The organism is Agrilactobacillus fermenti (assembly GCF_047943045.1).
In the GTDB taxonomy this organism is placed as follows: Bacteria; Bacillota; Bacilli; order Lactobacillales; family Lactobacillaceae; genus Agrilactobacillus; species Agrilactobacillus fermenti.
In genome coordinates this window covers 146,439-168,756 of sequence record NZ_CP181347.1, presented here as the reverse complement: position 1 = coordinate 168,756, position 22,318 = coordinate 146,439, and the positions used below count along the sequence as shown (strand labels likewise).

Genomic DNA, 22,318 nt, shown 5'->3' with positions numbered 1-22,318 from the left:
ATCTATTGTGATAATTGAAATTTCGGCGCAAAATAGTAGGGTTGAGTCTTTTAAGGGGAAATTCATCTGATGGCTATTTTGAAACATATCTCAAAGGATCGCGTGCTTCAAATCACCGTTGTGATCGCACTGATCAGTTTATTTTTTGCCCGCCCGCATATTCAAGATATTAACTTTTCAACCTTATTCTCGCTATTAGCTATGATGACGGTGATTCAAATCTTTGAATACCTACATATTTTGGATTTTTGGGCCTATCGTTTAACCACACGTTCCAACAACGCCCAGCAATTAACACGCTTATTTTTGATATTAGCATTTATTAGCGCCATGTTTTTAACCAATGACATGACAGTTTTAACACTCGTTCCATTATATTTAAAAGTTGCCAAACGCTATGATTTGCCTGAAGTCGTGCCCGTCACTTTAATTGGCATGACCGCCAACATTGGCAGTGCTTTAACACCGTTTGGGAACCCACATAATATTTTTTTGCTTTCGCATTATGATGTTCCGATTCCAACTTTCTTCAAATGGTCGATTCCATTAGCTGTTTGTGGCATTTTGATGGTCGGTATTTTTAGTTTACTCATTCGCCGCAAAGAAGTTCCAGCGGTAATGGTTTATGATATCAAAATTCAAAAACGACCGACTTTATTGGCTGGCTGTGTCGTCTTACTGGTTTTCTTAAGTGTTTTCAAGATCATTCCTTCTTGGATCAGTGCGATTGCTGCGGTAGCCCTTGCTTTGGGCTTAGATCGCCACATTATGGCCAAAGTAGATTATGCCTTGATTTTGACTTTTGTTGGCTTCTTCATTATTGTGAGTAACCTTGGTCAGATTCAGCCTTTAGTCGCACTACTTAGCCTGTTAGAACATAGCAAACTCTCTGTTTATTTGAGCAGCTTAGGTGTCAGTCAATTAATCAGCAATGTGCCTTCTACAATTTTGTTAGCCCGTTTTACGCACCATGCCATCGCTTTGTTCTTTGGCTCTAATATTGGTGGATTGGGTACTTTTGTGGCATCTATGGCTAATTTGCTATTGTTCAAACAATACACCCATTATGGAACTCGTAAACGTAGTACCTATCTAACTGGCTTCTTTAGCCTGAATATTATCGGCCTAATCGTTTTAGGGAGTCTGGGCTGGGGTTTGATCAACCTACTAGACTAGTGAAATAACTGCGCTGTGCGCGGATCTGGGTGACGGCGATACCAGCTGATCAAAATGATCGTTACAGCAGTGATCACAGCTAGAGCTATCAAGCCACCCTCTAAACCAAATAGACCACCATTCAACCAATCCAAGCCTGGATTGGTTTTTGTTTGCAGTAAAGCAGCTGAAAAATGATTACCAGAGACATAAACGCCAAATATCGGGCCTTCTGCGAAGTTCCAAGCTGTATGAAATGCTGCACTGAGCCATAAACTATCGAACCGCAAACGTAATAATGATAAAAGTACGCCAGTCATCACTAATTCAATCACTGCAAATAGATTGATTCCGGGGTTCATGGCGTGCAGCAACGCAAAAATTACCGCATTGGTCCAAATACCGGCTAATGGGGCCCCGATCGCGGTCAGTTTGCTTAACACATAACCGCGTGTTAACAGCTCCTCACTAAAGCCTTGAATACCAAACCCCAATAACATAGGTACAAACCAGATGAGCCCTTGGCCATTTGTTGGCACTTGTACTTTGACCGCCCTTAAGGCAACCGCAATGACCCAAATTAAGGCAAATGTGCCTAATCCAAATACGAGCCCTTTAAGATATAAACTACCAAGTTTATTTTTACTTAAAGCAAATAACTGCAACTGCCGCTTGTGTCCATAATAAGCGAGCACAATGATGATTAGAATACCCGTCAAGATCAGCTCAATAAACAGTTCAGCCTCTGCATTAAATGCTGCCCTTTTGAACCAATCACCAATCACACCGCTTAATAGCTGGGCCAAAAGTGTCCAGAAGATCGCAATTGCACTCACTTTAATAATTGATTTACTTAGTGTCATTTTTATCCTCCATTGAAATAAAGACGAAAAGCTATACCAATTTCGAATTCAGTGCTAGAAAAAGCCTAGATCAAAACTCACGCTTCAATCCAGGCCATTACCAGTGGGTTTATTACAACATCATGCCGTTGCGACTAACCCTAATGTCTGTAAAATTAAGTAGACATTCAATATGATCAACACGGCTGTAATCAGCCACGCTAGCCATTTCACAAGGGGACTATTGCGAAATTCACCCATTAATTTTTTATTGCTTGTATAGGCAACTAAGGGAATCATTGCGAATGGCAAGGCGATACTTAGAAATACTTGTGAAAACGTCAGTAACTCTTCAATTTTCGCTTCATTACCATGATAGTAAATTGCAAAAATTAACACTGGGGTTACTGAAATCAACCGCGTTAACAACCGCTGTGCCCATAGCGGCATCTTCAGTCGGATAAAACCTTCCATGATGATTTGTCCAGAAAGCGTCCCAGTAATCGTCGAACTTTGCCCCGAAGCTAGCAAAGCGATCGCAAATAACATACTTAAAATTGGGCTCGCAATTGCGCCAACGATCTTACTATTACTTAAAGCATCATATAAGTCTACAAAACGCCCCAAGTCAGAGGTCGTCCCATAAAACAAAGCCGCTCCCAAGATCAAAAGCAAACTGTTGACGACAAAAGCGATCGTTAACTGTGTGTTCGAATCAATCGTCGTAAAGCGAATGGCCTGTTTCAGCGACTTTTTATCTTTCCGGTTAACTTTTCGTGTCTGTGAAATCGATGAGCCTAAATAAAGATTATGCGGCATTACCGTAGCCCCAACGATACCTAAGGAAAGATACAGCATCGATTTATCCGTTAAGATCTTTGATGACGGGACATAGCCCTTAAACACATCCGGTATATTCGGTTGCGACAAAATCACTTCATACAAGAAAACAAATAAAATGACGGCTACAAGTGTGGCCACAATAGCTTCAATCTTGCGGAAACCCAATTTCATTAAGACCAATAATAGCAAGACATCGGCGGCGGTGATCATAATGCCAACAATCAAAGGAAAGCCGAACAGAAGCTTCAAAGCAATCCCAGAACCAATGATTTCCGCAATATCTGTCGCCATAATGGCTAATTCCGTCACGATCCATAGAAAAATCCCCATACCCTTCGACGTCCGTTCACGGGTCAATTGGGCTAGATCCTTACCTGTCACAATGCCTAACCGTGCTGCCATAGCCTGTAATAGCATGGCAATCAAACTTGACAGTAAAATTACGGACAATAGGACATACTTAAATTGCGAACCGCCGGCAATAGAAGTTAGCCAATTCCCAGGATCCATGTAGCCAACAGCAATTAAAGCACCAGGCCCAACATAGACCCCCAATGTCTTCCAGAAACCAGCGTCCTCCGGGACCTCAATACTACCATTGACTTCTTCCAAACTTTGATTACTCTTTGGATCTTCATTGTGTTCCGCCATAGCAACACTTCCTCCTAATTTGTCTTGAATTCATTCGATTTAAGTGGATCATTAAGCAACATCTTTAGTTTGACGCCGGGCTAGTGCTGGTAAGATCAACCCTAAAGCTAAGAAAATAATTGGCGTGATAATATTCAAACTTAATTGGAACCACCAAGTGGCTGGATCAGCATTAATATCCAATTTAGGCAGCATGCCCATAATGCAGGCAAAAGCTGTAAAAACAAAACACCAAGTTCCAACAACCATGCCTAAAGTTCTATTTTTAATAAACATATAGTCAGAATGGTAACGTTCCAAATGTTTATTTAGCAGCATAAAGGCTAAAAATACCCAAAGATAACGCATTGGCATCACGACTGAATTTAAATTCATCAACCATTTATAGAGTTCATTCATATCGCCGATGCCTAAAGCCGGTACGATAATCAATAAACTGACTAAAATACCAGTCATATAATAACCATTGATGGGGGTGCCCCGTTTATTCAATTGTGATAGTTTCTTAGGAATAAATTCGGGATCAGCATCACCGAGTAAGATTTTCAGTGGGGCATCGATGGAAAAGGCTAACGCTGATATTTGGGCCAATGTATTTGCTAAAGCATATAGAATTACAAACAATGAACCCACATGATAATATCCGCCTAATTTAGCAAAGGCATCGTAGGCCCCATTAGCCATCAAATCTGCCGGAATATGATTGGCATCAAATAACATGCCCATTGCAAACGAGCCTAAAATAGCACATAACGCCACCATGCCTGCCAATAATAACATTCCCAAGGGAAATTCTCTGGCCGCATTTTTAGTATTGTTAACGTATGGTGAAATCTTTTCAGCCCCACCAACAGCAAAAACCAGCATCGAAATCGTTGTAAAGTAATTAACGTTGAAGTTGGGCAAGTAGGTCTTTAACTGATCCATATGGGGTGTTGCAATGACCGTATTTTTAGCAATAAAAGGCGCCGTCACCGCAAGAATAATAAATAATAATGACATGATAAACATCGCTGTCCCAGCAACACTACCGATTCTATTTAGAGTCGTTAAGCCCCGAGAAGCCAACCAAAGAAACAGTAAAAATAGCGCTAAACAAATCAACGAAACCGTTAATGATGAAACGGTCTTAATGAAAGAACCATTGCCCTTAAATAACCAACTCAAGGCAATCACAATGGTTTGTGGCTTTTGCGCCAAGTAGGGCACATGTACGACCCAGTACGTCCACGCCGCAAAATAAGCCAGCCGCTTCGTCCCGGTTGCTTTGATCCATGAAGAAACGCCACCATTAAGATCTTTAAACGTAGAACCTAGCTGTCCAACAATTAAAGCATACGGCACAAAATATAATACCATGATCAAAATCCAAGATGTGATCACAGTTAACCCTTGTTGGGCATAGTTGTTCATGACGTTATTCAAGCCCCAAACAGCCACGAACGCAATTAAAGCAACGTTATACCAACGTAACTTCTTTACTTCCTTACTCATCTTACAAACTCCCTAACTTTTATTAAAGCGATAAACGCCGTCTTTTATTGTAGCAGAAAAAGAATCGTAAATCGTTCACTATTTGGCAGTCTAATCGTTCTTGCTGACAGTTAATTATTTGCCAGTTGCTTAAAAGCGCACGACATCATGGCTGACTGAATCATTATTGGTTGTTTTCCCTTGCTCAGCCGGTTTTGCTTGGGTATCGGGCGCTTGATCAGGGTGCAATTTCTGTTGGGCATACCGAGCCATACGCGTCATCGGCTGACTAGCCAAAAATCGTTGTAACGGTTTCTCCAAATCTTTCGTATTTTGCAAACGAATATCCACACCATATTTAGCGCGTAATAAATGGACCATCTCTTGACTAGACGCTGCAAAATTACTACTTAAAACTTGGCCCGTGCTCAAACGGCCATTACTAGCCATTAAATAACTAAATAATCTTAAGACATCAGTATCTGTAGCCCGTTTATCAACGACCAGCCAAGCAATATTGTCGGTCACGATATCTACTTTACCTGATAATTTACTTAGCGAAGCATCTAATTGCACATTTTGAAACCGGGTCTGAAAATACTTACTCAACTGATTCTTGTAACTCTCTCGGGGCAAACCATCGATATTATCATTTTGATCGGGATCTAACAAATAGTTCTCATCCAAATAATTTTTAACCTGTTCGATCATAGCCTGCCAATGTTCTTGACGCATAATATAATTCTTCGTCGTTGACGTGGGAAAGCCCTGGTCTAATTCCAATTCACCACGAATCAAGTTATATTTTTTGTCCGCTTTAGGCACCAGGCCAATTTGTTCTAATTGCGTAAAATTAATGACTCGATCATCTTTAATAATATCAATGCCTTGCTTTTTAACCGCCACATTATAAGGCTCGTACATCTTAGGTATTGGCACATTCAGTTCAGTGTACTGATCTTTCGTCGGGGCATATCCAAAAGTTAAATGGGCGAGCCAGCCTGCGCCTTGAAAAGGGATCGATTTCAAAATTGGCTCATCCTTTCCCGTTGTGGGATTAAAATAATGAATCACGATCGGCGTTACCGACCACTTTTTCGTTGTTACCTTAGTCTCGTCTACAAGTGCCACACTGATCGTGATTGGTGCTGACCCCGTCAGATAACGGCGATATTTAGCACCGAGAAACGGCACAACAGCCTGAGTGACCTTCCGTGGCGTCAGTTCCAACATTTGATGTTCATCGGCAATCGCAATTTCCGTTAAATGGTCTGCTGCTTCAAAAGTGTCTAATTCCTTGACCGGTACTTGGCCAAAACGAAAAGTATTGATTTCATAGGCAGGGGCTCCTGCTGTTTTTGTCCGTAAATAAATCAACTTACCTAGGGCCGCAACAGCTTGTTTCATACCCATGCCATGCTCATTGATGCCACTACCGCCCGACGTCCCAGACAAAGAAACCGCATCCCCTAAATGTTGTAGTGAAATACCGGCGCCATTGTCAGTGACGGTCAACGTACGCTGATCAACTGTGACCTTGCTGATTTTGATTTGAATCTGCAACTGCTCTTGCCCAGTCAACTGCGCTTCTGTACGGGCACCAATGGCATTGTCAATCAATTCCCCTAATAGCTCGATCAAATCGTAAGAGGTATTGCCCACTTCTTTATATAATTCATCTTTTGCTTCAATCGTAATTGTCGTTTCTACCATAATCTCATCCTCCGTTAAATGCCCTTTGCCCCCATTATAAACAAGTTCCAGTGATTTAACGTAGTTGAACGAAACTTTTATCGCATTAAAAGTTAACGCGTAAATAAATTACTTACTAACCTATGCTTTTTTGTCTTTCACGTGCAAAAAAATAAATGACCTATTCTGTTAAAAACTAACTATTATATGAGTGTTTATCGTTTAATCCTACATGAAATCGTTCTATAACCAGCACGATTCTCGGTTTCAACATAGCCAAATAGCTTAGTTGCTACATCAAATTTAATATGATTTATTTTTGAAACCCACTTTAATTGATTGTCATGATAAACGTAACTATCATCTGACATTATTTCATCTAAGCTAAATGGACTGATTTGATGTGTAATTACGGTGATTCCGACTAAATTGGCATATTTTCTAAGAACGGCAAAGAGGTTAATGTACTGATTTCTAACTTCTTTCATTGGAACAGGTCTATTGATTGATAAATCGAAATCAATGATCTGAAGACCTGGTTCATTAAAAAAATAAAATCTGAGATTCCCTTCGAAATCGATCTTCTTGCGCGAACCATTTTTTGTGGTAATCATTACATTTCTCAATCTGCTATAAGCTCTTAAATATACTTTGAATCCAGCTTCATAAAATAAATTTTCTAGAATTTGTAAATGTACTTTAGTAAAACCATTGTTCTTCACTTGATTATAGTCGTATGCAAATTTAAAAATCTCATTTGGGTTTTTATCAAGTGCATTAGCAATCTTAGCTTGAGTCATTTGTGTCGGATTAGCTCCACGATTCTCTTTGATTTGAGCAACAGTCTGACGAGCTACACCTGAGAATTCAGCTAATTTTGATATTGAAATATTAGCAATCTGCATAACTTGATCTAACGTGTTGTATGGTTTTAAGTATAATGTTTTTTTCAATTTCAAATCTCCTTTTATTATAAGTAAAAGATAACCATACTCCTTGAGTTTGAACAAGATGGAAGTTAATTTACACCCTAAATCATTTAAAAAGGTACCTAATCCGACATTTCATTCATCAAAAACTTGATACTTTTAAAAATTAAAGAAAAAAAGTAATTACAAAAAAATAGCCGATACTTCTAAAAAAGAAGAATCGACCACGACAAGTGTTTCTTGAAAAAACGCTACAATATTAAAAAACCAAAGCCTTCATAATCCCAATTATAATCAGCGCTAACACACCACCACCAACAAACTTGATTACTCTTTCTTTCCAGTAGTATTTACGCTCAGCATTTGTTTTTTTATCGTTCAAAGATCTGCCTTCAGAAAAAGCTAAAATTTCTCGATATGTTTTTAAGTTTAACCGCTTTTTGAGTATTTCAATTTTTATGCTAGCAATCAAATTTATACTAATTAAACCAATAAATAGAATCCAGCCGAAAGTTTTAAAGATAAATATCATCGGAATACCAGCGATAAAAGCTAACAGCATAAACGTTAGCATGACATACGTCCATTTGTTCAGTTCTTGATTTTGCAGTTCTTTTTTCATCATTTCCAGATCTCCTTTAACTAATTCGTCTAAGGAAACATCAAATAAGACACTTAACAAAAGTAAACTATTGATATCTGGATAACTACGTTCAGTTTCCCAATTTGAAATTGTCTGCCGGGAAACGAAAATTTTCTCAGCTAGTCCTTCCTGAGATAGTCCAAGCTGTTCTCGATATTTTCTAATTTGTTTTGGTAAGTTCATATTCATCGCTCCTTGACTTCACCTTAGTCATTTAACCCAGGAATGACTACCAAAATTCTTCGACAACCATCAAAAAATCGATGTCAAAATGTTTTATCATCGTCCAAACAACACCACTTATGATACGGACTGTCATTATTGATCATAAATACCAAATAAATTTGCTCGATTCATATCAACCGTATGTGCTGATAAAAAAATATATAATTTTAATTTATTTTCCTTTCAAGTCAACTTGATTTGAATTGCAAGTACGCCATTTTCCAATTCTTGATCAGGCGTATAGTACTTATATGTATCATTAGTCATTTTCGTAACACTATCATTTTTCCCAGCTCCGACACATAGCCCGCCAAATCTAGTGTATAACGCTTTGAAATTTGAAAACTTTATAATATCGGTTACTTCTACTGTTAGAGTTTGCCTATCATTCAAATCAACAAGCGTTACGTGGCTTCCAATTTTTAGCTTCTGCCTCTTGGCGTCATTCAGTCTAACTTCAATCGTCTTGATATGGTCTTGAATCAACATGAACTGATCATGTGTAATTGCCATTTCCATTAATAGCCAACCACCTTTCAATTATTCAAATCTTGGATAAATTCCTAGCTATAATCGGTCTGATAAAAAGTCTTTATGCGTACAATTCAGAGTACAACAATGTACTAAACAGCATCACTTATGATACGGACTGCCACTGTTGATCATAAATGCCCGATATATCTGCTCAGTCAATACCAATCGCATGAGTTGATGGGGCAAAGTCAATTTACCAAAAGATAACGTATCATCTGCGCGCTGCATCACTTCAGGGCTCAAGCCTAGAGAACCACCGATCACAAAAGTAATGTCACTATGCCCATAAGTTGTCAGCTGACTTAATTCTTTGGCAAAAACCTCAGATGGCCGTTGCTTGCCTTCAATTGCCAACGCGTAAACATATTCTTTAGGCTGAATTTTACTTAAAATACGATCGCCCTCTTTAGTTTTTACTTGGCTTATTTCAGCGGTACTCAACGTTTCTGGAGCTTTTTCATCAGGCACTTCCACAATGGTGAATTTGGTAAAACGAGACAAACGTTTGGCATACTCCGCGATACCTTGTTTAAAATATTTCTCCTTAAGTTTTCCTACTGCTACAATTTTTATGTTCATCTTTTCAGTTCCTTTATAGATAATTTAATGGCTTAAACGCGTAATTTAGATCATTCACAGTAACGCACAAGTTATCCACCGATTTTATTCACAGGTCATTATTTACCATCGCAATATATTGTATCAAGAAAACACCTGTTTACTAAATATTGGATTTCAAAAAATTTAAAAAACTTTTTTTATGTGAGTTATACACAAAAATAGTTAATGTTCGAAAATAGCATTACAGGGCTTTCAATTGTTGATGCTATTAGTATTAAGGGATAAATTGTGTTAAAATAATTCGACTTATACACATCTTATCCACAGTTCTGTGCAAAACTAACAGACCTTATTTTTATTGTTATACACACAATCCACAGACTTATCCACAGGTTGACTGATTTTAAATACACATTGCTGTGAATACTTGACAAGATATAATACGAATTTTGCTTCATATTTTCCACTTAAAAGTTCGTCATTAGTTTAAAAAGTGCTTATTTATTAGTATTTACAAAAAATATTTGTGCTTAAAACGTACGTTCGCTTTACAAAATCATTTTTTATGCTTAAAAAAAGAGCTGTGCTTAATCACAACTCTTTTTTCGAAAATGTCTTGTTCTTAGCTACTTAGCCAGCATTGTTACTCTTATTTTGAGCTTGCGTTTGTGTGCTAGCTTTCTCTAAAGTAACATTAGCTGTTTGTTGCTTGCCATCACGGTAGTAAGTAATTTTGACTTGATCACCGACTTTATAATTGTACAAAGCCGTGTGTAACTGGGCAATACTTTCAACCTTGGTATCTCCTAATGCGGTAATGACGTCATATTTCTTCAGACCACCTTTAGCTGCAGCGGACCCGTTTTCTACCGTCGCAATCACAGCACCGCTCTTCACATCATCTGGTAATTTAAGCACAGAGCTTTGCTGACTTGTGGATATCTGTGAAAGATCGACAACCGAAACACCTAGTGCTGGCCGAGTGACTTTCCCGTTTTTGACTAATTGGTTAATGATCTCGACCACTTCATTACTTGGAATGGCGAAGCCCATCCCTTCTACAGACACACCGTTATTACTTTGTGCCAACTTCATTGAGTTGATCCCAATGACTTGACCAGCTGAATTAACTAACGGTCCACCGGAATTACCAGGGTTAATAGCGGCATCGGTTTGAATAACGGTTGCTTCACCAGTTTCTTGTCCAGATTGTTCATCTGTAATCGGCATCGTTCGACTCTTGGCTGAAACGATACCTTGTGTGACAGAAGTTGCATATTTACTGCCGAGTGGTGACCCAATGGCGATAACAGGTTCGCCTGGGTTAATACTATCCGAATTACCGAAGCTAGCAGTTGAATTAATCTTACTGCCGTCAATAGATAAAACGGCTAGATCGGTCAACTCATCCGTCCCAACGAGTTTTGCTTCCATTTTGGTCCCATTACTCAAAATAACTTGTAATGAGTCTGAACCAGAAACCACGTGATTATTGGTCACAATATAAGCCTTGCCATCTTGTTTCGCATAAATCAGACCAGAACCTTCACCGTACTCTTCTAATGACCCGCTCTTATCAGATTTCTGGTTAGAACTACCATTACTACCATACTGATCGCCAAATAAACCAGCGAACGGATCCTCACTTTGCGAATCACTTTCCTTTTGCAAGTTAATAACTGAAACCACACTGTCCTTAACTTTATTAAATGACTTGGTCATCTGATTATTAGCGTTAACAGTGACATTACTAACTTGCGTGGTCCCCGACCCTTTTTGCTTTTGTGTTACCAATGAAGACGAATCGGTCGTAGAACCAGAATTCCGGTTGGCTAAAGAGAAGCCCCCATAAGCCACGCCACCACCAATTACAGCCGAAATAACAGCTACAATTGCTGTTTTCCACAGGCCACTATTGTTCTTATTTTCCCTGCTTGCCATAAACTATCACCCTCAATTTTTTTGTCGTTCATTACTTTCAGCCTATATACTAGCAGTGTTTTTTGAATTATTTATGAAAAAACCGCTATAAAACATAAATCAGACTAAAGGCTGAACTACTGATATTCTAAGGCTTTCTTGAAAAAAATGGAAATATCCATGTCTAAATGTACTTATGAAAAAACAGTCAGAACAAAACACCTGTTTCATAATGACTGTTTATTGATGCTCTTATTTATTAAATCACAGCTAATGGATCTGCAATTGCTGGATCAGTATCGTAAATTTGAAAATCATGACCCACCCCAAAATCATGATTGGCTAACATTTGAGTCACAGTTAGGTGTGCCAATTCTTTGACATTATTTTCTTGACTCAAGTGCCCAAGATAAATGGCCTTAGTATGGTTGCCGATGACATCCATCAGTGCATTGCCACCGTCCTCATTAGATAAATGGCCTTTATCCCCTAAAATACGCTGCTTCAATGGCCAAGGATAGCGACCGGCCCGCAACATTTCTAGATCATGATTGCATTCAAACAAATACCCATCTGCATCTTTGATCACACCCGCAACTTGATCGGATACATAGCCCGTATCCGTCAAAATTACGAAAGCATGACCGTCATGATGAAATTGATAAAATTGTGGGGCAGCTGCATCATGAGAAACACCGAAACTTTCTACATCTAAGTCACCAAAAGACATGGTCTTGCCCATTTCGAAGATGTGCTGCTGCTCAACAGGTACTTTCCCAATTTTATGCGCCATCGCAGCCCAAGTTGGTTCATTAGCATAAACATCCATATGGTATTTTCGTGCTAGTATGCCAACCCCCTTGACATGGTCAGTATGTTCATGTGTCACAAACAAGGAATCCACATCTTCTAAACGTCGGTTGATGCTAGCCATCAAGTTGGCGATCTTCTTTCCTGACAAGCCGGCATCTACCAAAACCTTACGTTTAGGTGTCTCAATATAAGTAACGTTCCCTGAACTGCTACTTGCTAAGACACTAATTTTCATATGTGAATCAATTCTATCCATGAAAGTGGTCCCTTCCTCTACAATCTAGTTCTCAATATAGCATATATTTCACGAGAATTCATCAGTTGCTATTGATCACAGCTGATTCAGCGCTCTTGTTTTTAATGAGGGCGCCTGTAAAGCCATTGATTTGTTTTGTAGAAATGTTCTTAGTGCTATTGTCTTTAATACCAATATACCAAGTGGGAATATAAATCGTACTACCTTTTGCATCCACAAATCCATAATAAGCTAATCGCTGCCAAACTACGGTAGAATTTGTCGGAATCTCAGAATCAGTATATAGATTTGTTACAGCTTCTTTAGCACTGATCACCGTATTTTTTTCTCGCAGCACAATGAAATCATCAATGTAACGCTGCGTATAGCCTGTAATCGCGCCATCATCCAATTCAAAAGTTAAATAAGCTTTGCTGTCATATACAGGAATATTATTATGACTTTGGACAAAGACTAGATGGCTATTAGAAGATAGTTCATCCGAGTAAGTATATTCACGGCCGAATAAAACCTTTGACCGCTCTTTTAATAAATTCTCAGCTGTTGTGACCGCGTGCCCCTTACGATAATTGACTGGTTGATAAAAGCGACTCGTCAATTCATCATCTTGATCAAAAGAAATCTGTTGCCCAGTTAATCGATTCGCACGTTCGCTGAGTTTGGTATTTGCACGACTCGCTAAATAGTAACCATCTTGTGTCTTATTAGAAAGTTGACCAACGGTAATATTGTCATCTTTCATATCTTGTCTCACCAGTTGGGTCGGTGTTTGGCTCGAATTTGTACTTGAATAGACGTTTTGATTTTGGCGATAAGAGACAAACAGAAAAATATCCAATGCTATAAAAACAGCCACGAAAATCATTTCGAGTCTTTTAAAATCCAAACATCACACCACCTTACTGTTGTAATAAATCATGATAATCTTTCCACGTACCGTCCACATGAACATAATAGGTCGGTGTCAAATCAATGACTTGCTGATCCGAAGTCTTTTGAACCCACCGATAACCTAGCCGAATATCTTTGATTGTCGATATGTCCTGACCAGCAGCTGTTAACTGCGCCAATACATCTTTGGTTGCCGGTACTTTAACTTGCTTTTCATCCGCTGGAACTGGAACTTGCAATGATCGGCTAGAAAAGCGTAAGATTTCACCATTTTGATTGATCTGCACGCTGGCCACGCCAAAATCACTTTGCTGAAAAATTGGGAAACCTTCAACGTAGCTCCGATATGTGATGGTCTGTGTCTTAGTATCCAATGAGAAGTAACGGGCATTGGCCAGATTATTACCTACGTTTGAAAGACGATCAAAGCCACTCTCTAGCAGTCTTGTTGTCGATCCAATTGCCGCAATATCCGTATAATCCTCATATTGGATCTGATCCGTAGAGGCATCAGTGGAAAGCTTCTTATACAAGCCACGATAATAAGTCGTTACAGGGCCATTTTCCCGAGCTTCAATGCTGCCATCATCATCGTTTGAAAGTAACGTAGAAATATAATTATTGATATTCTCTTTAGAGATCAAGTAACTATAAGGCATCATGTTGACTGAATGGGTATAAAACAGCGTAATCTTATTGTTAAAGAGTTGTTCATCTACTGGCAGCCGTAAATCCGCATGTGTCAACAGCTGATCTAACTTTTTAATCCCATTATTCACTAATGAAACAGCATAGACCCGTTTGCTACTATCATCAGCTAGGTAAACTTTCTTAGTGTTTTTGGTCATAAAAATTATTCGTGACAATTTGAAGTCTTGCTTACTGGTTTCACCTTTAAATCCATAAACTTCACGGAGCAAGCGCCAAGTAATAGAATCTGGATAGGTGAGTTGAATGCGATTTTTGCCATTGATCAGTTTTAAATAATCATCATCATTATAAGTTTTTGCCTGACTGATGTGCTGAATGCGCCAGCTGCTTAATTCTTTTTGAAAACTCAAAACTGGGTTGGCGGTTCGATTGTAAACCATATAGCCTTGCTGTTCTTTGCGTGCCAAGATCCGAGTTGGTAAATAAATATCCGCCAGTGCTTTATTAGAGCGCATAGTACTTTGACTATTAGATAGTTTCGGATCGGTATTACGTTCGTAACGCGCATTATTCGTCCAAATCAAAAATGAGAACAAAATACTAACGGCAATCGTAACGAACAAAGTGACTTTTAATAATACATCAGAGAGTTTTATCCCCATTCGTCTTCACTCTCCTCATAATCATGGTAAGGTAGCGAAATATAGAATGTGGAGCCTTTACCTTCAACACTATCGGCCCAAATACGACCATGGTGAGCTTCAATGACTTCTTTAGATATTGCCAAGCCTAAACCTGTGCCGCCCTGCTTACGGGAGCGTGCTTTGTCCACGCGATAGAAGCGATCAAAGATTTTGTTCAAATCCTTGCGCGGAATGCCCAAGCCTTGATCAGAAATACTGATAATGACGTTATTATGCATTTCAATTAGTCGACAAGTAATGGTGCCCCCATCTGGTGAGTATTTAATGGCATTATTCATGATATTATCCAATACTTGCGTCATCTTATCGGTATCAATTTCGACCCATAGATCACGATTGGTAAATTCTCGTTTGATTTTATAATTCTTTTCTTCTTGAGGTTTTAAAGTCAACGTGGCGTCCGTTTTGTCATTTTTCAGCATCATATCAAAGCGATCTAAGATATAATTGAAAAATTCATTGATGTTAACGAATTCTGTTTCCATCTTAGCTGTGCCTTGGTCCATCCGCGATAGACTCAATAGGTCCGTAACCATTCGAATCATGCGGTCAGTTTCTTCTTGGGTCACCTTCAAAAATTCTGGGGCAACCTTAGGATCTTGCCAAGCCCCATCATTCAATGCTTCGATATAACTGCGCATACTGGTCAGCGGTGTCCGCAATTCATGCGAGACATTGGAGACGAACTCACGCCGTTCTTGATCGATTTTCTGTTGTTCAGTAACATCGTGCAGCACACAGACTAACCCACTTACGAAGCCAGTTTCTCGCTGAATCAGCGAAAAAGTTGTATGTAGAATCAAATCATGATCACTACGATCTGAAAAGTCCAGCATCATACTTTGTTGGTTATCTTCTAACAAATCGCGAAAACTATATTCATTTTCAATGCCTAATACTTGTAAAATGGACCGTCCAATGGCATCTTTACTTTCCATACCAATAAACTCTTCTGCCATATCATTTAAGATGCTGATGTTGCCACGACGATCCGTCGCAATGACACCATCGGTCATATTGGTTAAGACACTGTCTAATCGGCGTCGCTCCGCTTCTGAAGCTTCTTGTGCTTCTTCCACACGTACGGACAGGTTATTGACCGCAACCGCTAATTGGCCCAGCTCGTCTTGCCCATAAACGCGAACTTGCCCGGAGTAATCTCCGCGAGCCATGCGAATCGCTTGTTTTTTCATTTCGTCAATTGGCCGAGTTATTGCCCGGGAAATAAAAATTGCGATCAGCGTACCCAGCAACCCAGCAACCAATGAAGCCGTCAAGAAAATGACTGTGATCGTATTAATGTCCCGATACACTTTTTCCATACTAGCCCGAATATAAATTGCCCCGACAGTTGCGTTATTTTCGCTATTAGGATTGATCAAGGGCAATATTGAAATATAGTAGCTGCCTTGATTATTATCATAAGAAATCCGCGTCTGCTTGCGCCCGTTATAAAGCACTTGCTTCACTTGCGTACTCGTTGTTCGGTGTCCGACAATCGCTTGGTTATTCACATTTGTTGTACCACGAATAACACCTTTGTTATCAACAACCTGCAACTCCGTAATCGAGCTGTTGTTGATATCAGAGGTGATAATGTTTTTGATATTTTTGTTAGATTCACTCTCATTGGATTTCAATAATTCAGTTGCCAGTTGATTGTCAACATAAGGTTGAATCTGAATAGAATCTTCAAAATCACGAATATTCTGACGTTCGAGACTTTTAATGAAAAAAGCCCCAATGATCTCTAAAGTAATCAACAATAGTAACACGAACGCCATTGCAATTTTGAAGTGAATTGATTGAAAGAAATTTATCTTCTTATTCATGAATTACCCTTCACAATTGCTAATCATTCTCTGGATTACGCAAATAGTAACCTACGCCACGCCGCGTAACCAGCCATTCTGGATGACTGGCATCATCTTCAATTTTTTCGCGTAAGCGACGGACAGTAACATCGACGGTCCGGACATCACCGAAATAATCATAACCCCAAACAGTTTGAAGCAAATGTTCCCGGGTCATCACTTGTCCAATGTGCCGTGCCAAATAATAGAGTAATTCAAATTCACGATGTGTTAATTCAATTTTCTCATCGCGCTTAGAAACCATATAGGCATCTGGTTCAATAATCAAATCACCCACGGTAATTTCAGTATTAGCGCCCTCTTCTTGTGCTTGTGCCTGGGCATTACTAACCTGCCGCCGCAAATTAGCTTTTACTCGAGCAACGAGTTCCCGATTTGAGAACGGTTTGGTCACGTAATCGTCTGCGCCTAATTCCAAACCCAATACCTTATCAATTTCCGAATCTTTAGCCGTTAACATGATGATCGGCGTATCATGAGTCTTTCGTACTTGTCGAGCGACTTCAAGACCATCAATTTTCGGCAGCATAAGATCTAGCAGAATTAAATCTGGATCTTCAGATTCAACTTTTTCTACGGCCTCTTCACCGTCATAAGCTGTGACAACGTCATAGCCTTCTTTTTCAAGATTAAATTTCACGATATCAGAGATTGGTTTTTCATCGTCCACGACGAGAATCTTCTTAGCCATGTATGTTTCCTCCTTGGCATGAGCCATAGAATTATTATAGCTAAATATAGGATGTATTACAAAATCAGACTGAGATTGTACGTTAGGTCTCAAAGAAATTTGATTTTTTTGAATTTTTACAGTAAATAGTATTGCAACCACTTATAGGGTATGCTAATATATTTAAGTCGTCAAATGATGAATTGGGTTGTTAGCTCAGCTGGCAGAGCAACGGACTCTTAATCCGTGGGTCCAGGGTTCGATCCCCTGACAACCCATCATACTGACATTAACCAGTAGCAACGAGGCTTAAAACGCCGTTGTTACTGGTTTTTTATTTTTTTGAAATGTCAGTGATCTGATATTAAGCGATGTGTATAAAAATACGCACGAATATATTCCGTCTCCCATTCTAGTTAGAATTAAATTTACGCCTATTTTACATAACCGCCATCAAATTTTTAAACTGCTTCTTTAAACTAGTAGATACACTGCAAAAAGATGGAGGAAACAAAATGTTTAAAAATAAGTTTGCCCTTGGATTAGCGCTGGTGTTTATTAGCGGTTTAGCCTTACTGACTAACATATCTAAGGTACAAGCCTATCAAATGGAAGGTCATGATTTGACATTACGTGTAGCCGACTACAATATTGCGGCTGGTGCACCAATGAAAATCAATACGGTGGCACAAGCGCAAGCCATTGCTGCCAAAGATATCGACGTGATTGGTCTCTCTGAAGTAGATCAATATACGAAACGCCATAATTATGACATGCTCAATCGCTTCACCCAGTTCGCCAAAATGCCTTATGCTAGCTTTGGTAAAACATTAGATTTTCAGGGCGGTAAATATGGTACCGGTATTGCCTCAAAAATACCTTTGACAGATGTATCTCAAGTAACCTATCCTAATCAAGAAAACTTAGGTCAAACTGAAGATTATATCTATCAGCGAACGGTTTTAAATGTAAAAGGGGTTAAAATTGCCTTTTACAACACCCACATGGCTTATGAAAACGCACAAATTCGAACTGCCGAGATCAACAAGTTGAAAGACGCCATATTAAAGGATCCTATCCCATACAAAATTGTGGTCGGTGATTTCAATACGGATCAAACTTATCAAGAATGGGCCCCACTTGCGGATATGATGAATTTTGCCAATGGTAAAGATGGCCATTGGACAGACACTTTCAATACTTATGACAAAACTATGAAACTTTACGCCATTGACAATATTTTGACTTCAAAAAATATTGAAATCAACCATTTTGAAGTTCCTTTATGGCCATGGCTTTCAGATCATTATCCGGTGATTGCTGAGGTTACTTTAAAAAACGTCATTGATACACAAAATTAATTATTTTGAACATCTCGATACTTCGGTAGCGAGGTGTTTTTATTTGTAATATCAATAAACTTGGCTTCACCTTCTATTTGTTCAACGGCTAATTTCAGTCGATCTCTTGAGCCTTCAGCAAGTGGTAATTTCAACATATCTTTCGTAGCGGCTAGTAATTCGTCCTCATCGGCTACAGATGCTTTTAACGGCCGCGGATTGCTTTCATCAAGTGCTCTAAGTACAACTGGTTTTAGTGGGCCTAATTGTAGTAACTCTAAAACTTTTTTGTAATCGATCTGATAGGCATCGGCTAAATCCAGTGTCTCTCGGATCCCTGCCTCTGCTGCCATGATCGCAACATTCGTAATCAGCTTGAGCTTTGCCCCATTGCCTAACGCACCAACATATTTAACTGTACCAAATACAGATAGCACTGGCTTTAGCTCTCGGACGATTGCCTCATCGCCAGCAGCCATTAGAACTAGTTTGGCTTCTCGGGCATACTTAACACCACCAATCATCGGTACATCTAATACCTGCGTTTGCGCCGGCATTTTTTGATTGATTTCAGCTATTTTATTGGGATCTAGCGTCGAAGTTATGATTAATTTACTACCTGGCTGTAAGAAACTGAGAATGCCAGGGTTTCCTGGTTCACCGAGATGCAGTGCCAAAACATCTTCAGACATGACGGAAGTTATTACGAGTTTCGAAAATGTAACGGCTTCTTCTAAAGAATGGGCAATCTGAATATGGGCATCTTGGACATTTTGCATCTTTTCTTGGTCCTTATCCCAAACCTTAACTTCATAGCCATTGGCCGCTAAATGTGGCACCATTTGTGTCCCCATATCGCCAATGCCAATAAATGTAACTTTCATTTTATGATCTCCTTGCTGTAAGCAAATATAGATTTGAAATATATTCAGGGCTAGCCTAGCAACATCTCATAAAATTGTCTAGAAATTAAACTTCTCCTCTTTTTCGTCTATCAGTTATATTTTTTTATGTCAAAATAGGCTAAACTAAAACTCAACGTATTAATTATTTATTGGAAAGATGGGTGACAATGTGCAGATTGAAATCAAAGTAAATGCCAAAGTAACACCTAGTGAAATCGCTCGCCTCTATCAAATAACCAATTTTGATAAGGCCATTGATGACATTCAACGGCTTAAAATCATGTTGGATCATACGCCGCTTACCCTAAGTGCCTGGCATGATCACCAACTCATCGGCTTTGCCCGCTGCTTAACTGATTATGAATATAGTTGTTATCTAAGTGATATCGTCATTGACCCGAATTATCAGCACCTTGGTTTAGGTCAAAAGTTAATTTCGGAGCTGCAACGTTTTCTGGGCTCACGTGTCACGATTGCTTTAAGAGCTGAACCTAGTGCCACTGGTTTTTATCAAAAATGTGGCTTCCAATCTGTCAATAATATGTTTCGCATTCATCGGGAGGCGTAGTATGGTTACAATTAAAGCTAATGCAGCAATCACTGCGGCACAGTTAAGTCGTGTTTTCGAAAATTCCGGCATTCATCGGTCAGTAGATGACGTTGCACGTATTGACCGCATGATTCACAATGCTAATATTTTATATACGGCATGGGCTGATGATGAGCTCATTGGTGTCGCTCGAGGTTTTAGCGATCAATCTTACTGCTGTTATCTTTCTGATTTGGCTGTCATCAAACAATATCAGCGGCAAGGTATCGGTCGTCAGCTTATCGCAACAATTCATCAAGATTTAGGCCCGAATATTTCCCTTGTTTTGCTGGCAGCCCCCTCTGCCATGACTTATTATCCAAAACTGGGTTTTCAAAGTGTGCCAACGGCTTTTAAACAGCAAAGGGACTACTAAAAGTTCAGTCTAAAGTCCGATTAGCCTATAAATCCTTGCCATATCAACGTTAGCGGGTCGAAAATATATTTAGCCACGATTTGTTGACAGTTTCATGGCACTATCTTCACAATTATTTCACATTTAGTAGATACTATATAAATATCAAATAAATACTTCCTCCCAAAAATTTATTTATTTGATTAACAATAGAAAATTTATTCTTCATTTTCCTTCCTCCCTTAAAGGACACGCATCCCCCAAGTGCGTGTCTTTTTTTATGTGCAAACTGCTTACTTTTACCACATCGGTTTAAAGGATATGGTTCTCAAAATACTTATGACTTTTAATTTCACACTTGGTGTTAAATCGTTTACATAGTTGCTAAAGCAGTGCTATTCTGACCTTGATGTAAATAACTATTGGTACAAATATCCCTCAGCCACGAATGATCAAGAAAGCGAGGCGGACAAAAATTATGGCGACTCCCTCACGGTCTGGTATCAAACAACGTGCCTTGAATAAATTTGGCTTTAATTCCAATAACCAATTATGGGGATTCTTGTCTGTTGTGATGGCCGGCCAAATTATTTATTCTGCATTTGAAGCTTTTAAAGGGACATTTTACGATCTTTTATTAAAAGTCCTTGGCGTCTCTAACGCACAACTTGGGGTTATTTTCAGTCTAATTGGCATTTCGGTATTCTTTTACATTCCTGGTGGTTGGATTAACAATCGCTTCTCCGTGAAATCAATTTTGATCACCGGTTTACTGATTCGTATGTTGACTGTCTTTATTATTGTTTTCTTGCAGCCATCGTTTACTTTATTACGTATCATAGCCATTATTTGGGGCCTTACAGACGCCTTCTTCTGGCCGGCCGTCCTAAACGGTGTCTCATTATTATCCGACAAAAACCATTCTGGATTAGCATTTGGTTTGTTGGAATCTATTCGGCGAGCCGCTGAAATGTTAATGAACTTATTACTTGTAGGGGCAATGGCTCTATTTGGTGGCATCAGTATTTTTAAAACCGGTATGTTGGTTTATAACCTACTGATCATCCCGCTCGTTATTGCTATTATTAAGTTTGTGCCGAGCAATGGAATTGCAGCTGAAACTGGTGCCTCACAAACAAAGAAGGCCAGCGAAGCTTTAAAGGGTCTGTTAAAGGTTTTGCTCATGCCTAAGGTTTGGCTAGCCTCTATCACGGCCCTAACAATTTATTGGTCTTACATCAATCTGATTTACACGGTGCCGTATTTACAGGCTGTTTATCATATTAGTCAAACGCAAGCCTCGATTTTTGGTATCATTAATACTGGCGCTATGGGTGTGGTAGCTGGTATCATTTCCGGCAGTTTATCAGATTATGTCTTTAAGTCTTCATCACGAATGATGTTTGTTGCGTTGATCTTAACATTTATCGCGTTAATTGCGGTCTTATTATTACCTAAAAATCAACAGACACTTTGGCCAAGTATTATCTTACTGATGTTGTTCTCCTTTGCCATTTTTCTAGCAAAAAGTATTATTTTGGCACCGATAGCCGAATCTGGTATTCCCGAAAAATATTCTGGCTCTTCTATGAGTGTGGGGTCATTTGCCGCCTATGCCCCCGTTTTCTGGGCTTACAGTACGAATGGCCATATCATCGACACACATAAAGATGCCATTGCTGCTTACCAACAAATCTTTCTAATCAGTGTTGTTGTTGCTGGTATTGGCGTCATAACAGCATTCTTTTTAACATTAAGCAATCGTAAACAGAAAACAGCATAACTTATTAACAAAAACAGTT

The 22,318-nt window shown here is 39.2% G+C and carries 20 protein-coding genes and 1 tRNA gene; 6 read left to right on the top strand and 15 right to left on the bottom strand.

The features are described 5' to 3' along the window. The first annotated feature begins 69 nt into the window (after window positions 1-69). Entirely contained in the window at window positions 70-1,176 is a 1,107-nt protein-coding gene (locus ACNAN0_RS00800) for an SLC13 family permease (RefSeq protein ID WP_416353570.1), read from the top strand. Here the strand turns inward: ACNAN0_RS00800 and ACNAN0_RS00795 are convergent. The 14 genes from ACNAN0_RS00795 to yycF all read right to left on the bottom strand — a co-directional run bounded on the left by ACNAN0_RS00795 (window position 1,173) and on the right by yycF (window position 17,348). Next, on the bottom strand, window positions 1,173-2,018 hold the full coding sequence (locus tag ACNAN0_RS00795) for a CPBP family intramembrane glutamic endopeptidase (RefSeq protein ID WP_230912856.1): 846 nt from the start codon (window positions 2,016-2,018) through the stop codon (window positions 1,173-1,175). The genes ACNAN0_RS00800 and ACNAN0_RS00795 overlap by 4 nt on opposite strands. 120 nt (window positions 2,019-2,138) lie before the next feature. Then, a complete protein-coding gene (locus tag ACNAN0_RS00790) occupies window positions 2,139-3,491 on the bottom strand; it encodes an Nramp family divalent metal transporter (RefSeq protein ID WP_230912855.1) in 1,353 nt (450 codons plus the stop codon). A gap of 51 nt (window positions 3,492-3,542) precedes the next feature. Further along, window positions 3,543-4,985, bottom strand: a complete 1,443-nt coding sequence (locus ACNAN0_RS00785; RefSeq protein WP_230912854.1) for an amino acid permease — start codon at window positions 4,983-4,985, stop codon at window positions 3,543-3,545. 129 nt (window positions 4,986-5,114) lie between these two features. Beyond that, window positions 5,115-6,677 (bottom strand): ATP-binding protein, encoded by a 1,563-nt coding sequence (locus ACNAN0_RS00780; RefSeq protein WP_230912853.1) that lies wholly within the window; start codon window positions 6,675-6,677, stop codon window positions 5,115-5,117. A 194-nt stretch (window positions 6,678-6,871) separates the two neighbouring features. Then, window positions 6,872-7,609, bottom strand: coding sequence for a helix-turn-helix domain-containing protein (locus ACNAN0_RS00775; RefSeq protein WP_230912852.1), 738 nt, complete (start codon window positions 7,607-7,609; stop codon window positions 6,872-6,874). A gap of 235 nt (window positions 7,610-7,844) precedes the next feature. Further along, window positions 7,845-8,411, bottom strand: coding sequence for a helix-turn-helix domain-containing protein (locus ACNAN0_RS00770; protein ID WP_230912851.1), 567 nt, complete (start codon window positions 8,409-8,411; stop codon window positions 7,845-7,847). A 225-nt stretch (window positions 8,412-8,636) separates the two neighbouring features. Continuing rightward, the gene (locus ACNAN0_RS00765; protein WP_230912850.1) at window positions 8,637-8,972 is read right to left on the bottom strand and encodes an ASCH domain-containing protein; all 336 of its coding nucleotides are present in this window, start codon (window positions 8,970-8,972) and stop codon (window positions 8,637-8,639) included. A gap of 114 nt (window positions 8,973-9,086) precedes the next feature. Continuing rightward, window positions 9,087-9,566, bottom strand: coding sequence for a 23S rRNA (pseudouridine(1915)-N(3))-methyltransferase RlmH (gene rlmH / locus ACNAN0_RS00760; RefSeq protein ID WP_416353569.1), 480 nt, complete (start codon window positions 9,564-9,566; stop codon window positions 9,087-9,089). Window positions 9,567-10,178: 612 nt separating this feature from the next. Then, the gene (locus ACNAN0_RS00755) at window positions 10,179-11,489 is read right to left on the bottom strand and encodes a S1C family serine protease (RefSeq protein WP_230912848.1); all 1,311 of its coding nucleotides are present in this window, start codon (window positions 11,487-11,489) and stop codon (window positions 10,179-10,181) included. Window positions 11,490-11,727: 238 nt separating this feature from the next. Further along, a complete protein-coding gene (locus ACNAN0_RS00750; protein WP_230912847.1) occupies window positions 11,728-12,537 on the bottom strand; it encodes an MBL fold metallo-hydrolase in 810 nt (269 codons plus the stop codon). A 61-nt stretch (window positions 12,538-12,598) separates the two neighbouring features. Then, window positions 12,599-13,423 carry a two-component system regulatory protein YycI gene (locus ACNAN0_RS00745; protein ID WP_230912846.1) on the bottom strand — a complete coding sequence of 275 codons (825 nt, stop codon included), beginning with the start codon at window positions 13,421-13,423 and terminating at the stop codon, window positions 12,599-12,601. 13 nt (window positions 13,424-13,436) lie between these two features. After that, window positions 13,437-14,741 carry a YycH family regulatory protein gene (locus ACNAN0_RS00740; protein WP_230912845.1) on the bottom strand — a complete coding sequence of 435 codons (1,305 nt, stop codon included), beginning with the start codon at window positions 14,739-14,741 and terminating at the stop codon, window positions 13,437-13,439. Continuing rightward, window positions 14,732-16,615: a cell wall metabolism sensor histidine kinase WalK gene (gene walK, locus ACNAN0_RS00735; RefSeq protein WP_230912844.1), complete on the bottom strand. Its 1,884-nt coding sequence runs from the start codon at window positions 16,613-16,615 to the stop codon at window positions 14,732-14,734. The genes ACNAN0_RS00740 and walK overlap by 10 nt, the downstream gene beginning before the upstream one ends. Before the next feature lie 19 nt (window positions 16,616-16,634). Further along, window positions 16,635-17,348: a response regulator YycF gene (yycF, locus tag ACNAN0_RS00730; protein ID WP_230912843.1), complete on the bottom strand. Its 714-nt coding sequence runs from the start codon at window positions 17,346-17,348 to the stop codon at window positions 16,635-16,637. A 184-nt stretch (window positions 17,349-17,532) separates the two neighbouring features. Between yycF and ACNAN0_RS00725 the strand changes: the two genes are divergently transcribed. Then, a tRNA-Lys gene (locus ACNAN0_RS00725) sits at window positions 17,533-17,605 on the top strand. Window positions 17,606-17,842: 237 nt separating this feature from the next. After that, entirely contained in the window at window positions 17,843-18,688 is an 846-nt protein-coding gene (locus ACNAN0_RS00720) for an endonuclease/exonuclease/phosphatase family protein (protein ID WP_230912842.1), read from the top strand. Here ACNAN0_RS00720 and ACNAN0_RS00715 read toward each other — a convergent pair. Further along, window positions 18,685-19,551 carry an NAD(P)-dependent oxidoreductase gene (locus ACNAN0_RS00715; protein ID WP_230912841.1) on the bottom strand — a complete coding sequence of 289 codons (867 nt, stop codon included), beginning with the start codon at window positions 19,549-19,551 and terminating at the stop codon, window positions 18,685-18,687. The two genes, ACNAN0_RS00720 and ACNAN0_RS00715, sit on opposite strands and share 4 nt — an antisense overlap. A gap of 190 nt (window positions 19,552-19,741) precedes the next feature. On the opposite strand from ACNAN0_RS00715, the gene ACNAN0_RS00710 reads away from it, so the two are divergent. The 3 genes from ACNAN0_RS00710 to ACNAN0_RS00700 all read left to right on the top strand — a co-directional run bounded on the left by ACNAN0_RS00710 (window position 19,742) and on the right by ACNAN0_RS00700 (window position 22,299). Beyond that, window positions 19,742-20,140, top strand: a complete 399-nt coding sequence (locus tag ACNAN0_RS00710) for a GNAT family N-acetyltransferase (RefSeq protein WP_230912882.1) — start codon at window positions 19,742-19,744, stop codon at window positions 20,138-20,140. Window position 20,141: 1 nt separating this feature from the next. Continuing rightward, the gene (locus ACNAN0_RS00705; RefSeq protein WP_416353568.1) at window positions 20,142-20,537 is read left to right on the top strand and encodes a GNAT family N-acetyltransferase; all 396 of its coding nucleotides are present in this window, start codon (window positions 20,142-20,144) and stop codon (window positions 20,535-20,537) included. A gap of 457 nt (window positions 20,538-20,994) precedes the next feature. Continuing rightward, complete coding sequence (locus tag ACNAN0_RS00700) at window positions 20,995-22,299, top strand: MFS transporter (RefSeq protein WP_230912839.1); 1,305 nt, start codon at window positions 20,995-20,997, stop codon at window positions 22,297-22,299. Window positions 22,300-22,318: the final 19 nt, after the last annotated feature.

Excerpts from the sequence above, each read along its gene's own strand:
- ACNAN0_RS00800 (WP_416353570.1), top strand. The coding sequence starts at position 70 with ATGGCTATTTTGAAACATATCTCAAAGGATCGCGTGCTTCAAATCACC.
- ACNAN0_RS00795 (WP_230912856.1), bottom strand. The coding sequence starts at position 2,018 with ATGACACTAAGTAAATCAATTATTAAAGTGAGTGCAATTGCGATCTTC.
- ACNAN0_RS00790 (WP_230912855.1), bottom strand. The coding sequence starts at position 3,491 with ATGGCGGAACACAATGAAGATCCAAAGAGTAATCAAAGTTTGGAAGAA.
- ACNAN0_RS00785 (WP_230912854.1), bottom strand. The coding sequence starts at position 4,985 with ATGAGTAAGGAAGTAAAGAAGTTACGTTGGTATAACGTTGCTTTAATT.
- ACNAN0_RS00780 (WP_230912853.1), bottom strand. The coding sequence starts at position 6,677 with ATGGTAGAAACGACAATTACGATTGAAGCAAAAGATGAATTATATAAA.
- ACNAN0_RS00770 (WP_230912851.1), bottom strand. The coding sequence starts at position 8,411 with ATGAACTTACCAAAACAAATTAGAAAATATCGAGAACAGCTTGGACTA.
- ACNAN0_RS00765 (WP_230912850.1), bottom strand. The coding sequence starts at position 8,972 with ATGGAAATGGCAATTACACATGATCAGTTCATGTTGATTCAAGACCAT.
- rlmH (WP_416353569.1), bottom strand. The coding sequence starts at position 9,566 with ATGAACATAAAAATTGTAGCAGTAGGAAAACTTAAGGAGAAATATTTT.
- ACNAN0_RS00755 (WP_230912848.1), bottom strand. The coding sequence starts at position 11,489 with ATGGCAAGCAGGGAAAATAAGAACAATAGTGGCCTGTGGAAAACAGCA.
- ACNAN0_RS00750 (WP_230912847.1), bottom strand. The coding sequence starts at position 12,537 with ATGGATAGAATTGATTCACATATGAAAATTAGTGTCTTAGCAAGTAGC.
- ACNAN0_RS00740 (WP_230912845.1), bottom strand. The coding sequence starts at position 14,741 with ATGGGGATAAAACTCTCTGATGTATTATTAAAAGTCACTTTGTTCGTT.
- walK (WP_230912844.1), bottom strand. The coding sequence starts at position 16,615 with ATGAATAAGAAGATAAATTTCTTTCAATCAATTCACTTCAAAATTGCA.
- yycF (WP_230912843.1), bottom strand. The coding sequence starts at position 17,348 with ATGGCTAAGAAGATTCTCGTCGTGGACGATGAAAAACCAATCTCTGAT.
- ACNAN0_RS00720 (WP_230912842.1), top strand. The coding sequence starts at position 17,843 with ATGTTTAAAAATAAGTTTGCCCTTGGATTAGCGCTGGTGTTTATTAGC.
- ACNAN0_RS00715 (WP_230912841.1), bottom strand. The coding sequence starts at position 19,551 with ATGAAAGTTACATTTATTGGCATTGGCGATATGGGGACACAAATGGTG.
- ACNAN0_RS00705 (WP_416353568.1), top strand. The coding sequence starts at position 20,142 with ATGGTTACAATTAAAGCTAATGCAGCAATCACTGCGGCACAGTTAAGT.
- ACNAN0_RS00700 (WP_230912839.1), top strand. The coding sequence starts at position 20,995 with ATGGCGACTCCCTCACGGTCTGGTATCAAACAACGTGCCTTGAATAAA.